At 48.9% G+C, this 23,936-nt stretch carries 24 protein-coding genes and 1 other RNA gene; 6 read left to right on the forward strand and 19 right to left on the reverse strand.

Annotation, left to right across the window (positions count from 1 at the left end):
• Position 1 precedes the first annotated feature (1 nt).
• Positions 2–220, forward strand: a complete 219-nt coding sequence (locus GS601_RS00625; RefSeq protein ID WP_162421215.1) for a DNA-directed RNA polymerase subunit alpha C-terminal domain-containing protein — start codon at positions 2–4, stop codon at positions 218–220.
• A gap of 35 nt (positions 221–255) precedes the next feature.
• On the forward strand, positions 256–1,548 hold the full coding sequence (locus GS601_RS00630) for a tetratricopeptide repeat protein (RefSeq protein ID WP_162421216.1): 1,293 nt from the start codon (positions 256–258) through the stop codon (positions 1,546–1,548).
• A gap of 183 nt (positions 1,549–1,731) precedes the next feature.
• Here the strand turns inward: GS601_RS00630 and GS601_RS00635 are convergent, their stop codons facing one another.
• The 7 genes from GS601_RS00635 to GS601_RS00660 all read right to left on the reverse strand — a co-directional run bounded on the left by GS601_RS00635 (position 1,732) and on the right by GS601_RS00660 (position 7,270).
• Positions 1,732–2,382: a response regulator transcription factor gene (locus GS601_RS00635; protein ID WP_162421217.1), complete on the reverse strand. Its 651-nt coding sequence runs from the start codon at positions 2,380–2,382 to the stop codon at positions 1,732–1,734.
• Between the two features lie 415 nt (positions 2,383–2,797).
• The gene (locus GS601_RS00640) at positions 2,798–3,250 is read right to left on the reverse strand and encodes a (2Fe-2S) ferredoxin domain-containing protein (RefSeq protein WP_162421218.1); all 453 of its coding nucleotides are present in this window, start codon (positions 3,248–3,250) and stop codon (positions 2,798–2,800) included.
• Between the two features lie 112 nt (positions 3,251–3,362).
• Positions 3,363–4,724 carry a cell envelope integrity protein CreD gene (gene creD, locus GS601_RS00645; RefSeq protein WP_162421219.1) on the reverse strand — a complete coding sequence of 454 codons (1,362 nt, stop codon included), beginning with the start codon at positions 4,722–4,724 and terminating at the stop codon, positions 3,363–3,365.
• 13 nt (positions 4,725–4,737) lie between these two features.
• Positions 4,738–4,884 (reverse strand): hypothetical protein, encoded by a 147-nt coding sequence (locus GS601_RS23050; protein ID WP_238392871.1) that lies wholly within the window; start codon positions 4,882–4,884, stop codon positions 4,738–4,740.
• 43 nt (positions 4,885–4,927) lie between these two features.
• On the reverse strand, positions 4,928–5,509 hold the full coding sequence (gene dcd, locus GS601_RS00650; protein ID WP_162421220.1) for a dCTP deaminase: 582 nt from the start codon (positions 5,507–5,509) through the stop codon (positions 4,928–4,930).
• Positions 5,510–5,537: 28 nt separating this feature from the next.
• The gene (locus GS601_RS00655) at positions 5,538–6,074 is read right to left on the reverse strand and encodes a P-loop NTPase family protein (protein ID WP_162421221.1); all 537 of its coding nucleotides are present in this window, start codon (positions 6,072–6,074) and stop codon (positions 5,538–5,540) included.
• Positions 6,075–6,466: 392 nt separating this feature from the next.
• Positions 6,467–7,270 carry an MlaE family lipid ABC transporter permease subunit gene (locus tag GS601_RS00660; protein ID WP_162421222.1) on the reverse strand — a complete coding sequence of 268 codons (804 nt, stop codon included), beginning with the start codon at positions 7,268–7,270 and terminating at the stop codon, positions 6,467–6,469.
• A gap of 123 nt (positions 7,271–7,393) precedes the next feature.
• Here GS601_RS00660 and corA point away from each other — a divergent pair, with 123 nt between their 5' ends.
• Complete coding sequence (gene corA, locus GS601_RS00665; RefSeq protein WP_162421223.1) at positions 7,394–8,551, forward strand: magnesium/cobalt transporter CorA; 1,158 nt, start codon at positions 7,394–7,396, stop codon at positions 8,549–8,551.
• A 65-nt stretch (positions 8,552–8,616) separates the two neighbouring features.
• Here corA and GS601_RS00670 read toward each other — a convergent pair whose 3' ends face one another.
• From GS601_RS00670 to GS601_RS00680, 3 genes are all read right to left on the reverse strand, one after another.
• Positions 8,617–8,979 (reverse strand): phasin family protein, encoded by a 363-nt coding sequence (locus tag GS601_RS00670; protein ID WP_162421224.1) that lies wholly within the window; start codon positions 8,977–8,979, stop codon positions 8,617–8,619.
• Positions 8,980–9,125: 146 nt separating this feature from the next.
• Positions 9,126–9,222: signal recognition particle sRNA small type (gene ffs / locus GS601_RS00675), an RNA gene on the reverse strand.
• Positions 9,223–9,258: 36 nt separating this feature from the next.
• Positions 9,259–9,525, reverse strand: a complete 267-nt coding sequence (locus tag GS601_RS00680) for a YciI family protein (protein ID WP_162421225.1) — start codon at positions 9,523–9,525, stop codon at positions 9,259–9,261.
• Positions 9,526–9,727: 202 nt separating this feature from the next.
• On the opposite strand from GS601_RS00680, the gene GS601_RS00685 reads away from it, so the two are divergent.
• Positions 9,728–10,645, forward strand: coding sequence for an alpha/beta fold hydrolase (locus GS601_RS00685; protein ID WP_238392872.1), 918 nt, complete (start codon positions 9,728–9,730; stop codon positions 10,643–10,645).
• A 76-nt stretch (positions 10,646–10,721) separates the two neighbouring features.
• Here the strand turns inward: GS601_RS00685 and GS601_RS00690 are convergent, their stop codons facing one another.
• The 3 genes from GS601_RS00690 to hisF form a co-directional block, all read right to left on the reverse strand.
• On the reverse strand, positions 10,722–11,987 hold the full coding sequence (locus GS601_RS00690) for a RuBisCO small subunit-like domain-containing protein (RefSeq protein WP_162421226.1): 1,266 nt from the start codon (positions 11,985–11,987) through the stop codon (positions 10,722–10,724).
• Between the two features lie 81 nt (positions 11,988–12,068).
• Positions 12,069–12,404, reverse strand: coding sequence for a hypothetical protein (locus GS601_RS23055; RefSeq protein WP_238392873.1), 336 nt, complete (start codon positions 12,402–12,404; stop codon positions 12,069–12,071).
• Between the two features lie 130 nt (positions 12,405–12,534).
• Positions 12,535–13,305, reverse strand: a complete 771-nt coding sequence (gene hisF, locus GS601_RS00700; protein ID WP_162421227.1) for an imidazole glycerol phosphate synthase subunit HisF — start codon at positions 13,303–13,305, stop codon at positions 12,535–12,537.
• Positions 13,306–13,559: 254 nt separating this feature from the next.
• On the opposite strand from hisF, the gene GS601_RS00705 reads away from it, so the two are divergent.
• Positions 13,560–14,486: a peptidoglycan-binding domain-containing protein gene (locus tag GS601_RS00705; protein WP_162421228.1), complete on the forward strand. Its 927-nt coding sequence runs from the start codon at positions 13,560–13,562 to the stop codon at positions 14,484–14,486.
• Between the two features lie 44 nt (positions 14,487–14,530).
• On the opposite strand, the gene GS601_RS00710 is transcribed toward GS601_RS00705, so the two are convergent.
• The 3 genes from GS601_RS00710 to GS601_RS00720 form a co-directional block, all read right to left on the reverse strand.
• Positions 14,531–14,995, reverse strand: a complete 465-nt coding sequence (locus GS601_RS00710) for a Fur family transcriptional regulator (RefSeq protein ID WP_162421229.1) — start codon at positions 14,993–14,995, stop codon at positions 14,531–14,533.
• A 130-nt stretch (positions 14,996–15,125) separates the two neighbouring features.
• Positions 15,126–16,382 (reverse strand): RNA polymerase sigma factor SigC, encoded by a 1,257-nt coding sequence (gene sigC / locus GS601_RS00715; protein WP_162421451.1) that lies wholly within the window; start codon positions 16,380–16,382, stop codon positions 15,126–15,128.
• Between the two features lie 866 nt (positions 16,383–17,248).
• The gene (locus GS601_RS00720; RefSeq protein WP_162421230.1) at positions 17,249–19,153 is read right to left on the reverse strand and encodes a DNA/RNA helicase domain-containing protein; all 1,905 of its coding nucleotides are present in this window, start codon (positions 19,151–19,153) and stop codon (positions 17,249–17,251) included.
• Positions 19,154–19,395: 242 nt separating this feature from the next.
• On the opposite strand from GS601_RS00720, the gene GS601_RS00725 reads away from it, so the two are divergent.
• Entirely contained in the window at positions 19,396–19,905 is a 510-nt protein-coding gene (locus GS601_RS00725) for a hypothetical protein (RefSeq protein WP_162421231.1), read from the forward strand.
• Between the two features lie 62 nt (positions 19,906–19,967).
• Here GS601_RS00725 and GS601_RS00730 read toward each other — a convergent pair whose 3' ends face one another.
• From GS601_RS00730 to GS601_RS00740, 3 genes are all read right to left on the reverse strand, one after another.
• Positions 19,968–21,635, reverse strand: a complete 1,668-nt coding sequence (locus tag GS601_RS00730; RefSeq protein ID WP_162421232.1) for a DUF3352 domain-containing protein — start codon at positions 21,633–21,635, stop codon at positions 19,968–19,970.
• A gap of 87 nt (positions 21,636–21,722) precedes the next feature.
• A complete protein-coding gene (cofH, locus tag GS601_RS00735; protein ID WP_162421233.1) occupies positions 21,723–22,913 on the reverse strand; it encodes a 7,8-didemethyl-8-hydroxy-5-deazariboflavin synthase subunit CofH in 1,191 nt (396 codons plus the stop codon).
• Positions 22,914–22,916: 3 nt separating this feature from the next.
• Positions 22,917–23,684, reverse strand: coding sequence for a circadian clock KaiB family protein (locus GS601_RS00740; protein ID WP_202924762.1), 768 nt, complete (start codon positions 23,682–23,684; stop codon positions 22,917–22,919).
• Positions 23,685–23,936: the final 252 nt, after the last annotated feature.

Genomic DNA, 23,936 nt, shown 5'->3' on the forward strand with positions numbered 1-23,936 from the left:
TATGACCCAAGACACACTCGATCAGATTTCCGTTGAAACACTTGACCTTTCGATGAAGGCGTTGGGGTCACTGAAGCGATCGCAGATTCATACGATCGCAGATCTGATGAACTACACCCAGGAAGACCTGGAAATTCTAGATAAAGACTGTGCCGAAGAAATTATTGTCGCTCTCAACCAAAAATTTGATCTCATTCTTCCCCTCAACGATTTGCAATAATAAAGCAGTGGTTAGACTGTTGAGGATCAACGAACGTGGGTTACAAAAAAGCAGCGATCGCAGTGAGAAATCTCACCCATCCATGGATTTGGCTCAGTGCTTTTGTGGGGCTTTTGATGCTGAGTGGGCAGGAGGGGCAAGCGAGCGGGGTGGATGTCCCAATCGCTCAATCGTCTCTTCAACCGGCGATCCCTCCCAGAAAACAGCAGAGCGACAAGTTTCCTCCCAGCCCCCTAGAGTTAACCGCTCCTGATCCGCTTTTGCCCGGAGGTCTACAGCGCCCCCTCACTGAGGCAGAGCGACAGCAGCTAGCTCGATCGCTTGATGAATTAAACCAGCAAGCAACGGCAAAACTGCAAGCTAATGATCCGATTGCCGCCTTTGAGATCTGGAATCGAGAGTTGCGTTTGCGTCGGGCATTAGGCTTGTTAGAGGAGATCAAAGCCTTGGGTCGTGTGGGAGATCAAGCTTGGACGCAAAACCTAACCGAACAGGTGCGTGTGATCACTAACCGACTCCGGGCAATTCAAACTGCCGCCCAAAACCCTGGAACCGCCGAGCAGATGCAACTCCGTGCCGCGTTAGGAATTGCCTACCAGCAGGTGCGATCGCCAGGGCTTGCCGTGGAGGTTTACACCCTAATGCTGGCAGAGGCACGAGCGCAGAACGATCCCATTCAAGAAGCGAGCTTGTTGACGACGATTGGGCAACTTCATCTCAGTTGGTTTGACTACCCAAACGCGATCGCAACCTACACCCAACTCCTGAACCTCGCTCAAGCCAGAAACGATCAGCAGAGCATATTCATCAATCTGATTCAGCTTGCTTACGTCCACAATCAAGCCAAACAACCCGCCCAAGCAGCTATCTATCAACAGCAACTGCTTGATCTTTATCAACAAAACGGACAAGCGCAGTTCATTCCAGCCCTAAAGATTCAGTTGGCAGATGACTATGCAGCGACTGGGCGATTCGATCTTGCAGAACAGCAGTATCGAGAAGCCTTTGAATTAGCACAACCGCTGCTTCAAACTGCCTACGCGACCGATGCATTGCAAAAGTTAGGCAAACTCTATCAAAAGGAAGAACGACTAGAGGCAGCACTGCAAGTGTACGCCTATCTTGCCCAAGCCGATCAGCAAGCCTACAACGCTTACAGTGCCATGGATGCGTTTGACCAAATCGGGCAGATTCAGCTTGCCCAAAAAGCGTATCCGGAAGCGATCGCTGCATTTCGGCAAGGGTTGGAAGTTTCAAAACAGTTGAACTATCGAACCGACTACTTCAACGAGCAAATACAGAAGGTGTCCCAGCAAGGATCTCGCTAGAAATATCAAAAATATAATGTGATACGAAACCAAACCAGGAATTGAAGGGTAAACAAAGCTTAACCCTCAGAACGCCATAGAATCATCCATGTAAGATCATCCATGTAAGAAACGATCAACCTAGACGTGCTCTACCCAATGTCTCTACCAGGTCAAAAAATTGATCAAAGGGATAAAGCTCAATCAAGCCATGCTGTTTTCGATCGCCCACCGCGCCAACTCGGTTCGGTTGTGCAACCCCGTTTTACCCAGCATGTTGCTCACATGACTTTCGATCGTGCGTTGGCTGACATTGAGTTCTTCCGCAATTTCTCGGTTTGCCATGCCTCGTGCCACAAACTGCACAACGCGCAACTCCGTAGGCGTGAGTTCTACATCAAACGGCACTTGAATTTTGGGCGCATTCTCACCGCCTTTTGCATCCTTGTGCTGAATCAAACGAGACGCTTGCTTGAGAGAAGACTCTACCTGAGCCACCAACTCTTCTGGCTCAAAGGGCTTGACCATATACACATCCGCACCAATGTTCAGCCCTTTAACGCGATCCTGGCTTTGCCCTTTTGCAGAAAGAAACAACACTGGAATCCAACTAGTTTTTGGATCTTGGCGAATGGTTCTGACGAGTTCGTAGCCATCCATTTCTGGCATCATAACGTCACAGATGATCATGTCTGGAGTTTCGCCCTCCAACACCTCTAAGGCTTCGCGCCCATTTTCTGCGGTGACAACTTCGTACCCACGGAACTCTAGATAGTCTTTGACTAGCAAAATAAGGTTCGGGTCGTCGTCAATCAGCAGCAACCGTCTGTGATTCCCTGCGCTAGTTTCCTTCATGCTGTGCTACTCGCTCTGCCGAATCTGAATAACGTTTACAAATTGAAGTTTTGGAACTGAAGCCAACTTCGAGAGATAAACACCCGCAACTGTGGGCAATCTCGCAACCATTAAAAACTAAATTTATCTCGATGTTAGTAAAGATTCAGAATTTTAGCTATAGGTCTCGTGACATTATATACGACTAGTCAAAAAATCAAACCTTTTTAGCTCACATTTATACTTTTGAAGGAAGGATGATCAGAAGAAATTTTCAATGTACCTACAAAACTATCTTTAACCCAAATCAAATCATGTGATGGCAAGCTAGACACAGGCTAGGTCAAAATCTTCAGCTGCTCCTAAAGATAGAATACTCCATAGGTTTAGTCCCATTAACTATACAAGAATTAGAACCAACTTTTAGTTATAAACATCACGACGTTGACGGGGGGATAGAATCGCATGAAATTGGTGGAAGCGGGTGGGTCAGAAAGGCATATTCATGAACAATTTGGTTTCTAATTAAGTGTTGTTGAATAATACGTTCAACCACTTCTGGAGTGACAGAATGATACCAAATTCCATCAGGATAGACGAGCAAAATCGGTCCTTGCTGGCACACACGAAGACAATTAGCTTTTGTTCTGAAAACACAACCCAAATGATTTGCGTCTCTAAGGTCTGAAGCAATAGCAGGCTGGTCGAGTTTCAGTTCTTTGAGCCGTTTTTTTAGGTAGTTCCAAGCAGCAAGCCCGGTTTCTTTATTGCAGCAGAGGGGCTTTGTTTGATCAGCACAAATGAAGAGATGCCGTTGAATGTGGTGGAGTCCTAATGTTTGAATACAAGATTCAAGATTGGGGTCGAGAGGGGTGAATTCAAAAGTCATAGGTTAGGTTTAGCAAGCTATGAAGGCGATGTTAGCTGAGCCAATTGCAGGGATAGCGTGGCTGCGATCGCCCCAGCTAAAGAACGCCAAGACCGGGTGTCACTTCCTCATGTTAATCGATTTCTGACGGTGTTCCCCCTGAGCTTGTTGGCTCTATTCGTCTTGCTGTAGGCGGTTCTAACCCATCCATCCGACGGGTAAAATACATCACAATTGCGAGGAACGCAAATAAGCCAATAGAACCCATTAACAATGAGTAGTCCTGATTGGCTAACACGACGTAGAGGTAGCTGTAGAGCGCAACTTGCATGACGCCAATGATTGCGCCTCGTTTTCTAGCTCGAAGCACTGCGATCGAATAGGTCGTAATCAACGTAACAACGGCAATGCTAGAGAGAAGATAAGCACTCTTAAAGCCCAAATGCTCAGAAAGCGCAAGCTGTAGGAGGTAAAATATCGACATAGCGACACCTACAAGCAGATATTGCAAGGGATGAACACGCAGCCGAGTTGCGGTTTCAAATAGCCAAAATACGGCAAAGGTCAGCATTAAAAATAAAAAGTTATATTTGATGCTGCGATCTGCCATGCGATAGTTATCAACGGGCGAGATCAAATCGACCCCAAAAAGAGATGCCTGAATTGGTTCAGGGTTAGAGGAGACTTCGTTGTTCCACTGCTGCGGATAGTTGCGACCGAGAGAGGGAATATTCCAAGTTGCATCAAAGCCCTTTTGAGTAATCGATCGCTCATTGGGCAACCACACCCCTTGGAAGCTGGGATTAGTCCAATCTGAGGTCAGGCTAACTTTTGTGACTTTACCAAAGGGAGCAAAGGCGATTTTTTCGCTACCATTCACTGTGATAGGGATAGAGAACGCAAAGGTATCTGCTTGCATAGCGTCTTTTAAGACTGCATGAATGCCTTGCTCATTGCTTCCATATTTACCTTGCCCTGCGGTAAAAGGAATTGTTTTTTGATTCCAGCCTAAAGAGGCTTGGTTTTGAATGGCATGAGCATCTGAAATTTGTAGACTTAATTCTGCTCGATCCCAAAGAATATCTTCAGGACGAGTGCCCCATGTTGTAAAGTCTGGGCGAACAAATCGACCACGGAGATCAAGCTTAGTTTTATAGACGGGAACCTCAAAGATGCCGCGATACCGAACCTCTGAATCTAGATTGCCCGTGATTTGTAAATCGTCGGGTAAAAATGTACCGTATTTGACTTCAGCCTTTTCCGCAGTACCAACTTGAAATCGCTTGATGTAAGGGACGTATAAACGAGGACCTAAAATAGATTGCGATCGCCCCCAGTTTCCAGTAATGCCCGCGATCGCTTCTTGCCGCAAACTTTGGCGATCGCTAACCAAATTTTGGAGCATCACTGTAGGGATTTGCAGTAATAAAATAAGAAAAGCAATGAACAGGACGCGGAAGAACTGCGAATTCTTGATTTGTTCGTAGAAGTTCATGGAACGATTTTCACTACCAAATTTTCAGGAGTCTTCTCATAGAATTCACATCTGGGTGGAGAAATTTCGGATCAGTTCCATAAACATACAGATAGCAAAAATATAGGTAGCCTGCGATCGCGCCTCGCAAAGCTACCCCTTCAGGCACAAGGTCAGCCATCTTCAGCTTTTTTTTAGGCTACTTTACCGTCGCCAAACCCACGTTAAACCCGTGCCAACGTCACTTGCTCCACCTGGTCTTGGTACTTGCCGTTGCGATCGTTGTAACTCACGGCACAGGGGGCACCTTCTAAAAAGAGCAACTGCACAATGCCTTCATTGGCATAAATCCGGCAATCTGCACTCGAAGAGTTGGAAAACTCTAGCGTTAGATGACCGCGCCATCCGGCTTCTGCGGGGGTTAAATTGGCAATCAACCCGATGCGCGCATACGTTGACTTGCCAATACAGATCACCGTGATGTAGTCAGGCACTTCTAGCCGCTCTAGCGCTACTCCCAACCCGTAGGAATGAGCCGGTAAAATAAAAAAACTACCGCGATCGTCGTGGTGTAGCGCAACAGGCTCTAAGTTAGCAGAACTAAAGTTTTTTGGGTCAACCACGGTTCCAGGAACATGGCGGAAAATGCGGAAATCTGTTGGGGATAGCCGCAAATCGTAACCATAGCTGCTCAAGCCGTAGGAAATTACCGGAAGCTCATTCACGCGCCGCACAAGCTTGGATTCAAACGGGCTAATCATTCCCGCCTGCGCCTTTTGAGAGATCCAGGTATCGTTTTTAATCATGGCAGGTTGCCTATTGGTAAGGGGTGACTTAAGGTTGATGACTGCGACGAAGCTCGGTAATTTGATCGGCTACCTCTAAAATGGCAGAGGTAATATCGGTTCCTGTGAGAATCACATCGACATGAGACGGACGCTGCTTTAGAAACTCCAGCACTTCCGCTTCAGGAATAAACCCAAAGTGAATGGCTAAACTCAACTCATCTAGCACCACCAGATCGTATCTGCCTTGGCACACCATATCTTGCGTATGGTGCCAAAGGTCAAGCAGCGATCGCAGTTCGTCGTCGTCAAGCTGAGGCGTATCAATGCAACGGGGAATATTGCACCGCAACCAATCGAGATGTTGGCTCAGTTGAATGGGTCGATCAGGCCCTTGCCGAATGCCGCCCTTAAGAAATTGCACAATCAGAACCGGGGTTCCCTGACTGGCAATCCGCATCGCTTGTGCCATCACGCTGGTAAAAAAACTCCGGTGATGAGACATGAAAACCTGCACCAATCCCTCAACGCTCAAGTTAGGAGCGTGTTTGGAGTCATACACAGGCGTCTCGATTTGTGAAACCATAGCGACATTCGGGGGCTAGAAGGACAAATCGCTTGAATACACCACAGAAAAATGCATTGTTTAGATGTAGCGTCTTTCTATGATTCGCTTACCTATAAAACACTATATATAGAAAACCGTCAAGCAAAAACCTTAATCGAGTCTTGGAATTTGCTACTGCACAGTGTGCAGAAACCTGCTTCAGTGATGGCTAGCGGTCTGTCAAGGTTGAAATGAGGGACTGGGAATCGATGAGTGGATGAGTAACATCTCCCTCTACCCTCTCACCCCTCTACCCTCTTACCCCTCAACTCAACGTTGACAATCTATTAGAGCGATATCGGGCGCGATCGCACCCTTGACTCATAAACTACACAAAAATAACACAAAGTACAAGTGTACTTCGGAGGAACTTATAACCCGCTCCCTATCCCCCGCCCTGGTCCTTGGAACATCAGCCAAGACAAAAAGAAATTAGAAATAAAAATTGCCAACAGTGATGTCACCACGGCGGTGGTCGTCGATTGCCCGACCCCCTTTGCGCCACCGGTGGTCGTCAATCCCCAACTTGCCCCAATGACTGCAATCAATCCCCCAAACACAAATCCCTTAATCAATAAGCTAACCAAATCCCACACCGACAAAAAATTCTTAGCCGAGTTGAGAAAAACGGTGTAAGAAATTCCATATAGCGAATCTGCGATCAGCAATCCGCCCAGCAGCCCTGTGAGCAAAGAAAGCAGACTCAAAATTGGCAGCATGGAACAGCAAGCAATCACCCGAGGAATGACTAAATAATCGATCGGGTCAGTCCGCAAAATGTAAAGCGCGTCGATCTGCTCTGTCACCTTCATGGTGCCAATTTCGGCGGCAAAGGCTGAGCCGACTCGCCCTGCCAGCACGACCGCCGTCAGCACAGGCGCAAGTTCTCGTGATAGCGAAATTGCCAACACTCCCCCCACTGCCGACCCTGCCCCCAAGTTAATAAACTCGCGAGATACCTGAATGGTAAATACCATGCCGACAAAACCAGCCGTCACCAGCGCGATCAGCAACGATGCCGGGCCTGCAACAGCCATTTGATCGACTGTATTTCGTCGATTGATTCGACCTCTAAGAATATGAACGAGAACTTGACCGCCCAGAAAGATGGCAGCAAGCAAGCGTCGGCTCCACAGTTCTAAACTGGATGCAGAATGCTGAGGTGTTTCAGTCAACGGAAAAAACCACCAATACTTTAGTTAGCAGAATATCAGTTCTGTTCCAGCAGAAGGACAGTGCAAGTACATTAGAGGAATGTTTGTCTGTTTCTCAAGCCTTCAGTAAAAGGATCAATCGACATGGTGGGAAAGCACCGTCAACCTGGCAACATTGTTACACGCAGAGATCTCATACGCGAAGGTGAAATCGATATTCAGATGGAATATTTCTATGATGTGCCAGGAAGTATGCCGGGGACATTACGAATTCCATCGGATGCCTTGCCGCCTATTATTGGATTGATCGATTACAACGAACAGAAAGCAGTGCGTTTGCAACTCGGTACGCCTGAAGAGTGTGCACCCCACCTTGACTCAGAATCTGTGTCTTGGTTGGATGTGAAAGGCTTGGGCAGTGAAGACGTCTTGCAGCGACTCGGACAAGTGTTTGATTTGCATCCCCTCGTGTTAGAAGATGTCGTGAATGTGCCCCAGCGACCTAAGGTAGAAGAGTACGACGATCAGTTGCTGATCATTGCTCGCATGGTGACGCCCACTGAATCGGGCAGTTCGTTTCACCAAGAGCAAGTGAGTCTAATTTTGGGACGACACTATTTGTTGACGGTGCAAGAAGAACCTGAATTTGATTGTTTTGGGGCTGTGCGCGATCGCATCCGCACTGCAAAAGGCATCATTCGCAAACGGGGGGCAGACTATCTTGCCTACTCTCTGCTGGACTCGATTATTGATGGCTTTTTCCCAATCTTAGAGATTTACGGCGAAGACATCGAAGAACTAGAAGATGCCGTTGTGGAAAGCCCGACCCATCAAACCCTAGAAAGGATTCACACCTTGCGGCGCGAGTTGCTGGTGTTGCGTCGTGCGGTTTGGCCGATGCGAGATACGATCAATTCGCTGATTCGAGATGGTAGCGACTTGATCAGCGAAGATGTTCGGATTTATTTACGAGATTGCTACGACCATACGGTGCAGGTGCTCGACATGGTGGAAACGTATCGAGAATTGGCGTCTAGCTTGATGGATGTTTACCTATCGTCGGTCAACAACAAAATGAATGAAATCATGAAAGTGCTGACGGTGATTTCAACCATATTTATTCCGCTCACATTTATTGTGGGGATCTACGGAATGAACTTTGATCGTGAAAAGTCTCCGTTTAATATGCCTGAACTCGATTGGTACTGGGGGTATCCTTTGTGTTGGGTACTGATGATTGTGATCGCGCTTTCTCTGATCGCTTACTTCAAACGCAAAGGTTGGTTTGAAAACGTCTCTTGAGGCTGGGCAGGCGCAAGGGCTGATCAGAGCGTCCCCATCACCTGCCACCCAAAACATAGACCGAGTTAATCACGTTTCAACCGCCGCAATTCTTCTTGCAAATCTGCAACCTGCTGACGCATCTCATCAACGCTAGTCGAGACGGGGGCAGGCTCATCATCGTCTAAAATCTCAATCTTACGGGGTTCGGTCGGGCGCGCCTGCTCCGATGTTACGGTTGCCTGCTGCTGTTGCGCCTTCTGCACCATCTCATCAACAAACCGACGAGCTTCTTCTGCATTCATCTCGCCCCGATCGACCATTTCATCCGCCAACTTTTGCACCTGTGCCCGAAGCTCCGTCAGTTTCTCTCCCGCTTTTTCACCCGCGTAGGAGGCAACCCCGATTCCGAGGTAGACCGCTTTTTGAACTAAATCTCCCAAACCCATGTCCAATCTCCGTATTCGATACCTCTAAGATAGGCAGAATCGGTCGGGTTGCCTAGGGGAGAACGATGGATTTAGGGTAGAGAAAACCGTCTGTTGCTGGCGCTGAAGCAGAATAGGCGGCGGAGCTAGACTCTCTTTAAAACGAAGGTGACCCGGAGACTACGCCTACCGTGAGCATCCCGTATTGCTGCTACCTTCCGGTCCTGACAAGATTTGGGCGTCGCGATCGCATAGATCCGAGTCATCTACTAACATAACACTTTCCTGTCCCCTTCAGACTCACTCAACAACAACTTTCCATTCGTAAAGCTGGTAATGCACGCACCCGTTTTGCACGAGGGGATCGTGCGCCACAATGTCTTTTGCTTCTTCCATAGACGACGCTTTAAACAACAACATGCCGCCGCCAAAACAACTCCAATATCCAGTCCGAGCTTCGTGACCTTTGGCAATTAACTCTTGGACAAACTGTTTGTGGGCAGGGACAAACTGATCAAAGGTCGTTTGATCGACGATTCCTTCTTCAATTTTGACGAACCAAGGCATTGACGCTTCCTTCTCTCAAACAAGGTCTATTCTGTAGATTAAACGCTAACGATACCTCAGCAAAACAAAGTTTTAGGAACTGCGATCGCGCGAAATTTAGCAGCAGTGATCGTGGGTTCTGCCCATGAGTTTTGATGGTCTGAGACGGGCTAAAAACGGTCAAGAGTGGGATGTTCTGGTTTGGGTTTAGCATAGGGAGGAGATGACGGAGAACAAGATGCAGCACTCTGCGATCGCAACACAGTTTTATTCTTGGAATGGCTACCGTTGTGCCTACGATGTGCCCCACGAAGGGCAAGGTGTGCCTCTGGTGCTCATTCACCCGATTGGGGTTGGGCTGTCTCGGCAGTTTTGGCAACGCTTTAATCAAGCTTGGGTGCAAGCCGGGCACCGCAACACCATTTACAATCCCGACTTGCTGGGCTGCGGTGAAAGTGACATGCCCCGCGTGGCCTACTACCCGATCGACTGGGCAACCCAACTGCAATGTTTTTTACAAACCGTGGTGAAAAGACCTTGCATTTTGATTGCTCAAGGGGCACTGTCTCCCGTGGCGATTGATTTAGTCAACCTACAACCCGATTTGGTGCGCGGGCTGATCTTGAGCGGGCCTCCTGCGTGGACGTTGGTCACAAAAACCACGTCGGATCTGCAACACCGCATCGCTTGGAATTTGTTTGATTCTCCGTTGGGCAGTGCGTTTTATCGGTATGCGCGGCGATCGCAGTTTCTCCAACGCTTTTCGATTCGCCAACTTTTTGCGAGTGACCATCAAGTTGATGCAAACTGGCTAGAGATGCTGCAAGCCGGAGCTAGCGATCTCGATAGCCGCCATGCCGTTTTCTCGTTTCTCTCTGGTTTTTGGCGACAAGACTATCGCCACCGAGTCGCGCAGATCGAGCAGCCCACGCTCGTGGTGTTGGGTGAGAAGGCGTCTAGCATTAGTCGAGAAGGCAAACCCGAAAGTTTGGATCAGCGCCTAGAAGACTATTTGGAGGCATTTCCGCAAGTTCAAGGCGTCAAAATTCCGGGACGAAATGTGTTGCCCTATGAATCGACGCTAGCGTTTGTTGATGCGATCGCGGCTTGGCTTGAGTCATCCCCCATCTCTAAGGCTTAAAGAACTTTAAAAAACCAAGGTCTAAAAAACCGCAGATGCAGTTCTCACAGCCTTGTGCGCCGCGATCATTGCAGTTTTAGTGAACGGCTTTCCCGATCGGACGATGCACAATCGTTTCGACGACTCTCCGGCGATCACTAGAACTGATGCCAACCAAGCGCACATAATCATTCTGGTGTTCGTTGAGGCAAGATTCGAGCGCCGCGATCGCACCAGAACCATCGTCTTGAAACATGGCGTAACAGTTCCAAGAGTTCATCCGAAATCGCCGCTCATCAACGTATTCAATGCCTAATCGGTGTCCCTGTCCTAAAATCTGATTCACTTGGCTCACAAGCTCTGGACTCAGCCGCGTGCTAGAAGGTTGCCCGTTATAGCTGATCGTTGATGGAGGAGCAATTGCTGGTTTGGCAGAGTTCGATTGGGGAGCCGTCATGTTAATTTCGCCTAGCCCCCGATTGCCAATCGTGCGATTGTATTCCTCCACGAGTCGCAGTTCTTGCAGGCGCTTTTGTTCGCGTACCAATGCCTGTCCCATGTCGACCAAGTGAGGCAAGCTAAAATCGGGTTTACGAAATTCGGGGGGTGCTTGGGTGCTGTTCACCACGCGCTGAGAAATGCGGTTGATCCCTACGTCTTCGATCAACTGCCGAACTTGCTCATCGTATAGCCGCGATCGCAGTGCTCCATAAAAATCGATCGACTGCTCAGGAAAAGTATCGACGAGCTTTTCAATATCCCGGTGATCAACGCGATCAACTTCAAAAATGCCGCTGACAATGCCGATGCGATCGCCGCGATCGGGTTCCCAATAAAACTTGTCCATGCGCCCATCTCGGACGAGCGGTGCATACAGCGTTGCCAAATCATTTCCCGTCACGATAATCGGCACGCGCGGCGTTGGGTCTGTGTTGTAGCTGCCTGGAAGTTGCACATTAGTTGGATTGTCTGCAATATTCATCAATGTGCCGTGAACTAGCTGCGTATTTACCGTGTACTGCGTAAATTGATCCACGCGCCCCATGCCTGCATCAATATCGTTGATCATCAGCACGGCCATCTTGCCACGCACCTTCGCCAGTTCGCCCGCTTCGAGATAGCGTAGCCGCACTAGCCGCGCCGGATCGCCAGCATCGGGGCTTTCTAACTCTCCGGCTGACATGTAAACCGCTTCCACACCCATCTGTTCAAACACCAGATCGCACTGGAAAGATTTGCCTTCTCCTTTACGCCCATGAACGCCCAAAAGAAGCGGTACTTTAACGTTTGGCAGGTTTAAATAATTTTTTGTAATGTGGACGGATAGTTTATCTAAAAAGCGAGGAGCAATGTAATAACTCATGCGAACAACCTAAAACGGACAAAGCAAAGTAAGAAATCCTTACTTTGCTTAAATGAATGCTAAATCTAATGATAAACAAAATTAGCGAACCGAACGATCAAGCTTTCTGACTAAAGGCATTGACTGAGTTGATGAGTCGCTCAAATACGCTCTAGCTTCTTCGATCTCTTGCTCTTGTACATACCGCACAACCGACTCATAAGCTGCCTGATTATATGCCACATCATGGGAAATTCTGGTGAGATAACCCATGTAATTTCCCATCAAAAAATACACGCCAACCAGTGCTGCCGCCGCCGACGCCACCAGCGTGCCTGCTAACATCAACGAAAACTGGCGCTGCGCGATCGCGGCTTGCATCAAATGTAGCGACCAGGCAACCAGACCGATGACAATGATTAGAAGAGGAATGGTCATAGTTTACATATCTTAACAGATAGTTAGAGAAAGCGTTTCCGTTTTGTTATGTAAACAGCAGATTTCTCTATCATAGGGCTTGCCAAAAAGGGCACGAAGTGCTGTATCTCTCTCCCAATAACGCTTGGGGCTAATTTTCGCGAATTAAAACGTTACGTTCTTTTAAGTATCGCTTAATCTGAGAAACCGTTAACTCGCCATAATGAAGCAGCGAGGCTAACAGGGCAGCTTCAGCTTTTCCCTCGGTCAGGGCTTCATGAATGTGTTCACAGGTGCCTGCGCCGCCCGACGCAATCACAGGAATTTGGACTTCCTGAGCGATCGCACGGGTCAAACTCAGGTCATAGCCTGCTTTCGTGCCATCGGCATCCATGCTGGTGATTAATAATTCTCCGGCTCCCCGTTGTTCGACGTTTTTTGCCCATGCGATCGCGTCAAGCCCGGTGTTCTCCCGCCCGCCCCGTACGTAGACATCCCATCCCGGCTGGGTTGGATCTAGGCGTCGTCTCGCATCGATCGCCACTACAATGCACTGATTGCCAAACCGCCGACTTGCCTGATTGATAAATTCTGGATCGCGTACTGCCGCCGAGTTAATGCTGACCTTATCGGCTCCCGCCCGCAGCAATTTTTTAATAATGTCTAAGGTGTAGACACCGCCGCCAACGGTCAGAGGAATAAAAACCTGCTCTGCTGTTTTGTAAACCACGTCATAAATAATGTCACGATCTTCATGAGTTGCCGTGATGTCTAGAAAAACTAATTCATCTGCCCCTGCTTGGTTATAAATTTGAGCCAACTCTACTGGGTCACCAGCATCCCGTAAATCGACAAAGTTTACGCCCTTTACAACTCGACCTGCTTTTACATCTAGACACGGCAAGATTCGTTTCGCCAGCATGACAATTTCGCTCTTCGGAGGTACGGAAGTACAGACCAGAATCCTACCCTTAAGGCGGAGCAGAGTCTAGCCAAAAAATGTAGGGTTTCCAACTCAGCCGTTCATCAAAGTTCTACCGGAAGAGATAGCGATTTCCTGACATAAGCTCTAGGAATCTTCGCTGAACCCGGATAATATTTGCCCATGGAAAGTAAAAGCTTTCTACCTCAGCCTGGTTTTTGAAGCTTGTGAAATAGATTCTTGCAAAACATATTATGAAATCGCTTACCTACCTTGCTTGTATAAACGAGCGCCCTGAAACTGTCCTTCAGGCTCATCTATGGACTCGCCCAAGTGGGCATTCGTGCTCCGACGGGCGAAAGCCTGGAATTGCTCGTACATCGCTTTTAAGCCTACTATGGCTTAGTTTTATGCTTTTGGGGGTGGCTCAGGCGGTAATGGCGCAGTCAGACGCTGGTGGATATGCCCCGTTACCAACTGCGATCAGTAGTGAGCAGCCTGCCTTAGGCTACTCTTCGGGTAGCGTCTTGCGGCAAGGAAGCAGCGGAACTGCCGTAACTAGCCTTCAACAACGACTGGCGGCACTGGGCTACTACAGAGGCTCAATTGATGGTGTGTTTGGGCAAGAGACCGAGGCGGCGGTGCTTCAGTTGCAGCGCGATCGCGGTCTCAGGGTAGATGGCATTGTTGGTTCTCAGGTCTACCAAGCTCTCGGTATCGAAAGTTCAGCGCCAGAGGAAAGTCAATCCTCTGGGCGACAGCTTGCCTTGGGAGATAGCGGTGCTGATGTAGAAAGATTGCAGCAACGCCTAGAAAATCTGGGCTATTTCAATAGTTCAGCAACGGGGTATTACGGGTCTATCACTCAAGAAGCTGTCGCTCAGTTTCAGCAAGATAACCGACTAGCGATAACGGGAAGCGCTGACGCTCGAACGTTGAATGCCTTGGGCATTACAACGGCTGTGGGCAGTGATGCAGGCGATCGCTATGTAGTGGTTGTGCCTCAGAGGGATAGCATCACCTTAGCCAGAGTCCGGCAAGTTGTGCCTTCAGCCTTTTTAGCCCCCTCGCGGTTGGGAGCGTTTGTGCAAGTGGGCGCGTTTCCATCGCTAGAAGCAGCAGATCGACAAACCCAATTGCTGCGATCGCGAGGACTCGACGCCAGAGTGACCTATCAGTAACCTGCGGTAGCAACCTTAGTAGTTAGCAGCACCCCACGGGCACCTTAGCCTGGCAGCAGCGATCGTTGGCAGGTAGGACATACCGCATGAATTGACAACTGGCAATCGAGCAGGTGATATCCTTCCTTCTGAGCCGCCTTCGTACCGATCTTAAGAATCGGGTCGCTTTTGAACTCGATCGTCTTGCTGCACCGCACACAAATCAAATGATGATGGTGGTGCGGATGCGGCTGATTGATCTCATAGTGCTTGTGACCTTCAGCGAGTTCGAGTTCTCGCAAAATGCCCATGCGCGACATCAGCTTGAGGGTGCGGTAAATCGTCGATAGACTGATCCCTTCTCCTTGCTCTTCGAGTAAGGTATAGAGATCTTCAGCGCTCAGGTGCTTTCCTTCTGCCAGATTTTGAAACACAGTCAGGATAATTTCGCGCTGTGGAGTCAAGCGCCATCCTTTCTCATTGAGTTCAGCCTTGAGCGAAGCTGGGGTATAAACAGGAGCGTTCAACATTCTCAACAAAGCCTCCTTTCTTGAGAATATAGCATACCTAAAAATAAGACGATTTGCAAGAAGTTTGCCTTATTGATAGTAGAAGTCAGTTAAAGCAAAGTCCTAAACAGAGGCTGGATTGGAAACTCTTTTAAGTCAACGACTCTAGATAATCTCGCACTCGATTTCGGCGCTTTGGCTGACGAAGCTTTTGCAATGCTTTCGCTTCTATTTGCCGAACTCGCTCTCTAGAGAGTTCCAAGGCCCGCCCAATCTCAGATAATGAGTAGGGTTGTCCGTCGCTACCCAAGCCAAACCGCATCTGAATTACGTCCCGTTCTCGATCGGTGAGATCTGCCATAAGTTGCAGCAAGTCTCGCCGTAGCGATTCCCGCATGAGGGTTTCTTCGGGTGTTGTTTCTTCGGTTTCAAGCAGATCGCCCAACTCGGTATCTTTGTCTTTGCCGACCTTGGTCTCAAGAGAGACCGATCGCGGCACTCGCAGTAAGACTTCTCGAACTTGAGGAGCCGTCATGTCCAATTCTGCGGCGATGTCTTCGATCGTGGCAGTACGACCTTTTTCTTGAGAAATTTTGCGCTGAGCTTTTTTAATTTTGTTTAATTTCTCAGTGATATGAACCGGGAGGCGAATCGTGCGGCTTTGGGTTGCGATCGCCCGTGTAATGCCTTGCCGAATCCACCAATAAGCATACGTGCTAAAGCGATATCCTTTAGTCGGATCAAATTTTTCAACCGCCCGTTCTAAGCCTAAAGTGCCTTCTTGAATTAAATCTAAAAGTTCTAAACCCCGATTTTGATATTTTTTTGCGACCGACACAACCAACCGGAGGTTTGCCTTGATCATATGCTCTTTGGCATTGATTCCCGACGTTTGCACCTGGTCAAGTTCTTCCACGCTGAGGGCGACTAGCTCAGCCCAGGCATGTTTGCCTTGAGACAACGTAGGCTTTAGGTCAGCCACCTCAACGCCTGCCTCGGTTGCCCACCGTTCTAGCGAAGGACGATGCCCCAAAATTGAGGCTAAGCGATCGCGCGCATCAATCAACTGCACATAGCGCTGAAGGGCGACATTGCCTTTTTCACCCGCTTCATTGCATTGCTCTAAAAGCCGCATATGACGCTGAACTTTTTGAGCCTCCGAGACTTCCTCATCTCGACCGAGCAACTGCACCCGCCCAATTTCTTGTAGATAGAGCCGAACCAAATCGGTTGTCCGCCGCCCTGGTTTTTGTGCGCCTTGAGGGGGATAGCCCAAGTCAAGTTCCACCAGATCTTCGGGTGCAGGTTCAAGATCATCGCGATCGTCAAACCGGGGTGCGAAAAGGGATGGCTGCTCCACGGCTGAGGAGTCATAGTCTGCATCAGCGTAGAAAGAGGTTGCTGGCATCATGTTTCGTTGCGATTGCTCAAGATACGAGTGAAGAAGCGGTTGATTGTTCGGCTAGTGTTCCCCGCCTTTTGGGACTTGAGAACACAAACACAAGTTCCCTAACCGAAGAGTAATCAACCTAAGCGTTTGTTCGAGCGAGGAGATCGACATCTCTCTGGTGACTACACGTCGGTTAGAAAGCAATTCGGAAAAATCGACAAAAATGCACTAATTCAGTAAATGCCAATTCGTAGTTGGTATAAAAACTGTTTAGCGTTTTGCATAAGTTTAAAGATCCATCGATAACTTACCTTATGCTCTCTGCACGATGCTTTCAGAGTAAAGGTTTCGGGCTTTCGCTAACTTCATCAAAGCTTTTAAGTTTTAGCGAAATTAGTTATGTAGCGATGAAGTTATCAGAGAAGTTGTAGACAAGAGCGCAAAAGCGTTTCGGGAAAATAAATTAAAAGTAATCCAGCACATCATTTCTTGTGATCAGGATCACTGCGTATTGTACTAAATAAAGCATTTCAAGTGAACAAATTAAAAGTGATCCGGCGCATCATTTCTTGTGATCGAGATCACTGCGTATTGTAATACACTATGCTGATAGATAGCGGATAGATATTTGTTTGATTTACGCAAATAAAATAGTTCAACAAAATATTGAATCCTATGTTTTTTAATTTTGCTATAGATGTTTATCAAGCTTGTTCCTAGCCATTGCTAATGCTGCATAAACAGCAGAACAACTTTTTAATAGATTTTTTAATACAATCCGATAAAGAGCGATCGCATTACAAATATGTGTTAACGATTTCACTGCATTCTCGAATCATTCTTTTGATCAATTTGTGTTGCTGGATGCGTTGAATTTAGCAATGTCACAACAACTCTTCAGATATTGGCAAATTTACTTGCAGTCCTGTTAATTTTAACGCCTCAAAAGTGCTGTCCATTTTGGCATCTGGGGGCACGAAAATGATGAATCCATCCCGCCCACGAGTTAGCAGCACACGATAGCTATTTAATCTCAGACGTAGCGGATCGCGGACATTTCTCTGTCTGGTTGTGCTCACCCAAGCCTGATCTTGCCAGATGAGATCGTTGCCCCAACTCACGATCGGAAAATCTAACTCTAGTCCCTGACAGCTAAATTCTGTGACAACGCCATTTAATGCACAGCAGGAAAGCAATGAATCTGCTGGATCGGTATACCACGCGCCGACGTTCAGCTTTTGCGTCGAAATATAATCATTACGAATGCCGTATTGAGTAAGATTACGAGCACGAGATGATGCAACAAATCCATAACGCTTTTCGGATTGATTGTGATAGCGATCGCGGCTATAGGATTTTGCAAACTCTAAATCGCGGGTGAGATAGGTATCAAACCCTTCGGCGCGTAGGGTAGGAGCGATCGTTGCAGCTTGATCAAATTCGCCTAAAAGAACATGAGTGACCCAATTTTGAACCTGCTTTGCGAGGTGAATTCTCAATGAGGTTGTGAGATTGAGATCATCGTTGGGGTGCAAGCGATCGGGAGGAATCTCGGTAAATAGCTGCGATGGCTTGGTAGCGCAATGAACATGCCAATTGGATGAAATTGCTTCAAATCCTAGATTCCATTGCTCGATACCATCTTCTTCCCCAACGTGGATTTGCTGACCTTCACCAATTAACCCCACCAAAACACACCAATCTGGAATGCGATCGCAGATGCCAATGACGGCACCGGCTGCTGCCGATGAGATGCCATATTTTTCAGACATGCGATCGCGATCCCAAGCTCGTTGCGCCTCATCAAACACAATGATGTGTTCTTTGGGAGCCGATTGGCGGCGCATTTCGTATTGAATGTAAAAATTACGAACCGCTTGCACAAAGGCTTTGCTCTTGAGCGCATACTGTAAGACAGTGAGCAACGGCGCATTTCCGGTTAGAAAAATAGCGCTCCGTTTCTCATCAGTTTGCCACGGGTTTTGGTAGACAAACTGTAACCCAACTAATGTTTTCCCTGCTCCTGGAACGCCTGTGATCAACACTAGATGCCGTTCTTTATTCTGTTCTGCCGTTTTTGCTAACCGATTGAGATAGGCTAGTAGCTGTGGAATGCCTGCACTGTGAGCAGTTTTGAGGGTTGGCAGCGATTGGTGGTGAAAAATTTGCCGAGCAGCTTGGATTACCGTTGGCAGAGGCGAATACTCTGCATTAATCCAAGCGTTAGCATCGATTTCTGAACAGGCTTGTTTTAGTGAATGCAAATATGTTGCGATCGTTGCTGGATTAATGACTTCTACTGTGCCATGAGATGTGTTGTGAAAACGGTTCTCTTTTGCCATTCGAGTTGGAATTAGAATTGCTGTGACAGGATGGTGAGACGACGCGCTATGATATTCTGCTAAATCGCGAGCATAGGCTGCCACTTGGTCGATATCTGCCGATGATGGAGTCGATTTCTGCTTAAACTCAAATACAAGAATGTGACCCGCGCCAAGGATCACCACATCAGGGCGGCGACCGCCTTCGTTGGGCAGTTCGTACTCGAAAACCAGCACCCAAGCGGCAGCACCAGGGCGAGTGCTGACCAGATCAAAGAGTTGCGATCGCAAGATTTCTCCGCATTCTACCCAAGCTTGCTGTTGTGTTGCGGTCGACCTCTGCCGATAAAGAGACTGATAGTTGGCGCTGAGCGTCTCTAGCCAAGCATCGGGCGAGGTGGAGAGGAACCTGGCAATTTTGCCAAGCCAACCGTAGTTGATAGCCAGTGGTTGAGAATGTTCAGACAAATCGAGTTAGCTTAAATTATTTTCTACATAGAGACTTTAAGCGTTTGATGCCTCACCGGTCATCTACTGGGCAGAAGAGATGAGGCATAGATTCTAACTTCCAAAAATATCAAGTGGAACTCTGTGCCTGGCATCAAGAGATTGCACAGGTCGTGTGAGATGATGAATGACGCGATCGCTGTTGTTGCAATCCAGCTAAATGCCTCAAGCGCGATCGCATCGTGTCCAATTCAAAAAGTGTCATGATCAAACGTCGTCTATCCTTGCCTATTCTCAGTTTGTTAGGCATGGGGCTAATTGCCTGCTCTCAATCGCCGGATACCGGAAGTTCACAGCCGTCAGCATCTGTGAGCGCCTCCCCTACGGCTTCCATGACCGCACCTCCTCTTTCTAGCCCAGGGAATACAGCGGCTGATGGAGATTTGACTCAACTGTTTAGCCGAGTTTGGCGAGTCACACAAGCACCTTCCAACCCCGCATCAGGCAGCATTTATGTCTTTTTGCCAAGTGGGACGCTGCTGCAAACCTCTTGTGTCGAGCCTTACCGGATTTCGGGTTGGACGGTGGATAAAAATGCGCCTCGCGTCTTGCGCGTCACTGAAGATGGACAACTGGCGTTTACAGCCGCGATCGCAGAGTTGAACAATACGACGCTGCGGTTACAGCAGACCTTGGTTCGCAGCAACGAACGACGAGACCTGACGCTGGCAGCCGTTGAACAAGAGTTTGTGTGCCCTGATCTGCCCAGATAGGTGGAGGGGTTCTTGTCGAGGAAGAACAACCCGATCGATTCTACGGGCAGGGCAAGAATGGTCTAGTTATCGGTTTTCTTGAGCATGACGAAGACATCGTAGCGAGCCGTGCGATCGCTGGTCACCGACGCCGTTACCCCGATCGCATTCATCGCTTCTAGCGCCGAACGGTTGGCAATGGGCAACTGCAACAGCGGAAAATTCTTCAGTTCGAGTAAGCGATCGACGTTGACAAAAAAATGCCCGTTGTTCTGAGCCAGGTCTGAAGTCGTAGACTTGCGGAACATCTCACTTTCTGCCAAGGCACTCGTCGGCTTTGGCAAAAGGTTTTGAGCAACGGGGGCGCCAAGGGAGAGAAAGGCAACATCGCCATCTAGCCAACCCCGACTGATGTTGATATTGGCAGTCGGTAACGACCAATTGACTAGCGATTGCCCCGCAACCTTCGCTTCCTCAACCTTGAAGGTGTATTTTGCCGCCATCGTTTCATCTAGGCGCTTCAACGTGGTTTCTGCTGATCGGCGATCGTTGGTCTTCACCATAAACACCAATCCCGCAGGCAAACTTGCCGGTGCGCCCTGCTGCGCTGGAACCAAGGCCAAGGTAAATTCTCCTTCCATCCAGTTGAGGAAATCTTTTTCAAGATCCAGCCCCACTGTGGTTTTAATCCCTTGCTTGAGCGCTTCAGGGTTAATCAAGCGGATCGGGTTGGCTGAAACTCCTTGAGCATAATCTTGCCAGAATCGCTTTAAGTCACCCCCAGATGCCATCATTAGCGTATCCGATGGCAATCGGTTTAGCATAATTTTAGCGTTGTTTCTGGTGTCAAAGCGCCGTTGGCTATCTGGTTTAAGCCAAGAAATACTCTTAAATTGGATGCCCTCTGAGGCTAAGATTGCTGTGCCTGCAAACCCCTGATTTTGCTGGAGTTGGCTGAGGCTTTGCGGCGGGAGCGGACGGGTTGAGTTTGCGGCTGAGGTGTTGGCAGCGGCAGGAATATTGACATAAAACCGAGCTAAGGGCTGCTCTGCATTGACCTGCGTGAGCGCATCTCCGTAACCGGGCGTCCCCGTGAGGGCAGCACCGCCTTTATAGGTATCGATCGCTTTTTCGATCGCCTTTGGGTGATTGGTCAACACCATTTCCTGAGCATCGAGCACTGCAAACGACATGCTCTGAGCCGGATCACCCTGATTTTCGCGAATTTGAACGCCTTTATATTGCCGCTCTGCCCATTTCCCTTGGGCTACAGCAGACTGTTCTAGAGTCTGTTTTGCCTTGAGGGGGTCAGAGATGGGCAGCACCATCATCATCGGTTGCGGCGTTACCCTCGGCTGAGCCGGATTGGAGTTGTCGATGCCAGCTTGCGGCGGCAGAAATGCCACGGTCACTTCTTTACCGATCCACGGCTGCACGTCGCGCCCATAGTCTAACCCTCGGCTAGTCAGCAAGCGATCGCGCCACTGGGTAAGAGTTTGCTCAAACGCTGCCTGGCTGCGCTGCGTGCCAAACTCCCGCATCTGTCGCCATTGGTTAGATTCTGTAGTTACAGAAAGCACCATCAGCGCATCTTGAGGAATCACGTTTGCCCCAACCGGCATGACGCTCAGTTGACCCTGACGAGAAAAAAACCAATAGGCGATCGCACCGCCCCCGACCAGAAGCGTAGCGGCTCCAGCCGTGAGTAATAGCTGAGGGTTCCGAGGCGATTTTTTAAGGTTGGCGTTCATGGGCAAAGGGAACTGTGCAGGGTAATGCCATGCCACTGTAGCAAAGTCTGAGGGATCTGTGCGGAGAATTTTGACCGAGGATGGGAGTTAGCCTGGGGCAGGGAAGACGGCAACAGCAGTGGCGGCTTCTGGTAACGCTGATCCGAGAGCAGGCTGAGGCGCTATCTGGCGATAGAGGGTATCTCGTTGGGCGTAAGGTCTACCGATGCTAGCGATCGCAGTTTGCAACGTTTCGACCTCCATGCAGGTGCCGCCGATCGCGCCTGCCATGGTGGTGATGTGTTCTTCCATTAGGGTGCCGCCGATGTCGTTGCAGCCCCACCGCAGCGCTTCGAGTGCTCCTGGGAGACCTAATTTCACCCAACTGGGCTGATGGTTAGGAATCCAGTTGCCTAAGAAAATGCGAGCGACTGCCATCAACAGCAGCGAGTCAGAGAGGACGGGCTGATCGCGACCCACACGGCGACGCAGAGATTTTGGAGCATCTTGCCCGACAAACGGCAGCAAAATGAACTCGGTAATGCCGCAGGTGCCGTTTTGCTGAGCGGTTTGTTGAAGCGATCGCAGTAAGTTTAGATGCTGCATTTGCTGGTCTGGGGTCTCGATGTGCCCAGATAACAGGGTGCTGGTAGTTGGAATGCCCTGCTGATGCGTGGTTTGCACTACATCTAGCCAACTTTTCGTATCCAACTTTTCCGGGCAAAGAATCCGTCGAACCTCGTCGTCTAGCACTTCTGCGGCAGTTCCGGGCATAGAGTCTACCCCTGCGTCTCGCAACGCAGCGATCGTATCGACAACCGTTCGCTGATCTTCTCGCGCAATAAACTGAATTTCTTGAGGAGAAAAAGCATGGAGGTGCAAGTGGGGAAATTCTGACTTAATGGTGTGAATCAGGCTCACGTAAAACGCCAGAGACGACTGATGCAGCTTTGCTTCTGGGTTTAAGCCGCCCTGCATACAAATCTCGGTGGCGTGACGCATCACCGCATCAGTTGCTTTTTCTAGAATCTGAGCCTGATCGAGCCAGTAAGCCCCTTCGTCGCCGCGATCGCGGCGAAACGCGCAAAAGCTACAGTGCTGCTCACAAATATTCGTGAAATTAATATTGCGATTGATCACGTAGGTCACGGTGTCGCCTGCTTGCTGCTGCCGCAGACGATCGGCGGTGACGCGAATTTGCTCAAGCGAGTCGGGATCGGTTTGCCGCAGCAGGGCAACGCCTTCCTCGCAGGCAATGTCTTCTCCTGCCAATGCCCGTTCTAAAATCTCGTCAATCATGCCCTAATCCCTTTCTTCTAGCGCACCCAGCATATGGAGGATGCGATCGCCATCTTCTAAATTTCCGGCAATCCGGCGCACCGGTTTTGGATACACCTTGACCAACGTCGGCGTTGCCGCCACCTGATCTAATTCTGCTTGCTCTGGATGCTTAAAAATATCAATAACTTTCAAGGTATAAGGCGATTCTAGAGACTGCTCTAGCAGTTCGTGCAAGTTCTGCAAAATGCGCTGAGTTGTGGCACTATAGCCAGACACAAACAACCGCAACACATAGCCTTGAGGGTAGGGAGAGGCAAAAATTTGGGGGGGACTTGGCTGAGCAAAGGCAGGCGGCGAGTTAAGTTCAGCTTCTAGGCGAAACACTAAATCGTGATTTTCCCAAAGCTGAGGAAACTGATGCTGATATTGATCGATCACGACCGGGTCGCACAGACCTTCAGGGGGGGGAGCCATCTGCCAGTTAACGTCAGTTTCAAAGACGGCATTGAGCAGCGATCGATAGCGAAACACAGGTGGGTAGGCTTCGGCAAAGGTGCGCGTCTGTTGGGTTTTGGCGTCAAACCAGCGATCGAGGGTTGCGGTGTAGCAGGGCACGAGAAAATGAGGCGGTTCAGGCAGTTCTAGAAGATCTTGCAGGGCTGTGCATAAGTTAAGATGCCAGCGCCCTCGCTTGCCCGGATCGATGCAATACACCAGATCGCCACTTGGTGTAAACAGTGCGATGCCCTTGAAAAGAGAAGGAACCGATCGTTTGAAACTGGTATTCAAGGACAGAATAGGACAACGCCAAGGGTGAGGACTGACTAGAAGGTAACTCTCTTATACAATAAGCTGACAATTTATTATTGGTAATTCGTAATTTGTAATAGAAGCCTTACCATCGGCAAAACAACCCGTCTTACCTGCACCTTGGGCGGTCTGTATTGGCGCAAGAACACAAAGCAAGTTGCAGCAGACTTGGGTAAGGGTGAGAGCAAACAGATTACCGATCGAAATCAAACTTTCCGCTTGATCACCGAT

Source organism: Myxacorys almedinensis A, assembly GCF_010091945.1.
Taxonomy (GTDB): Bacteria; Cyanobacteriota; Cyanobacteriia; order Leptolyngbyales; family Leptolyngbyaceae; genus Myxacorys; species Myxacorys almedinensis.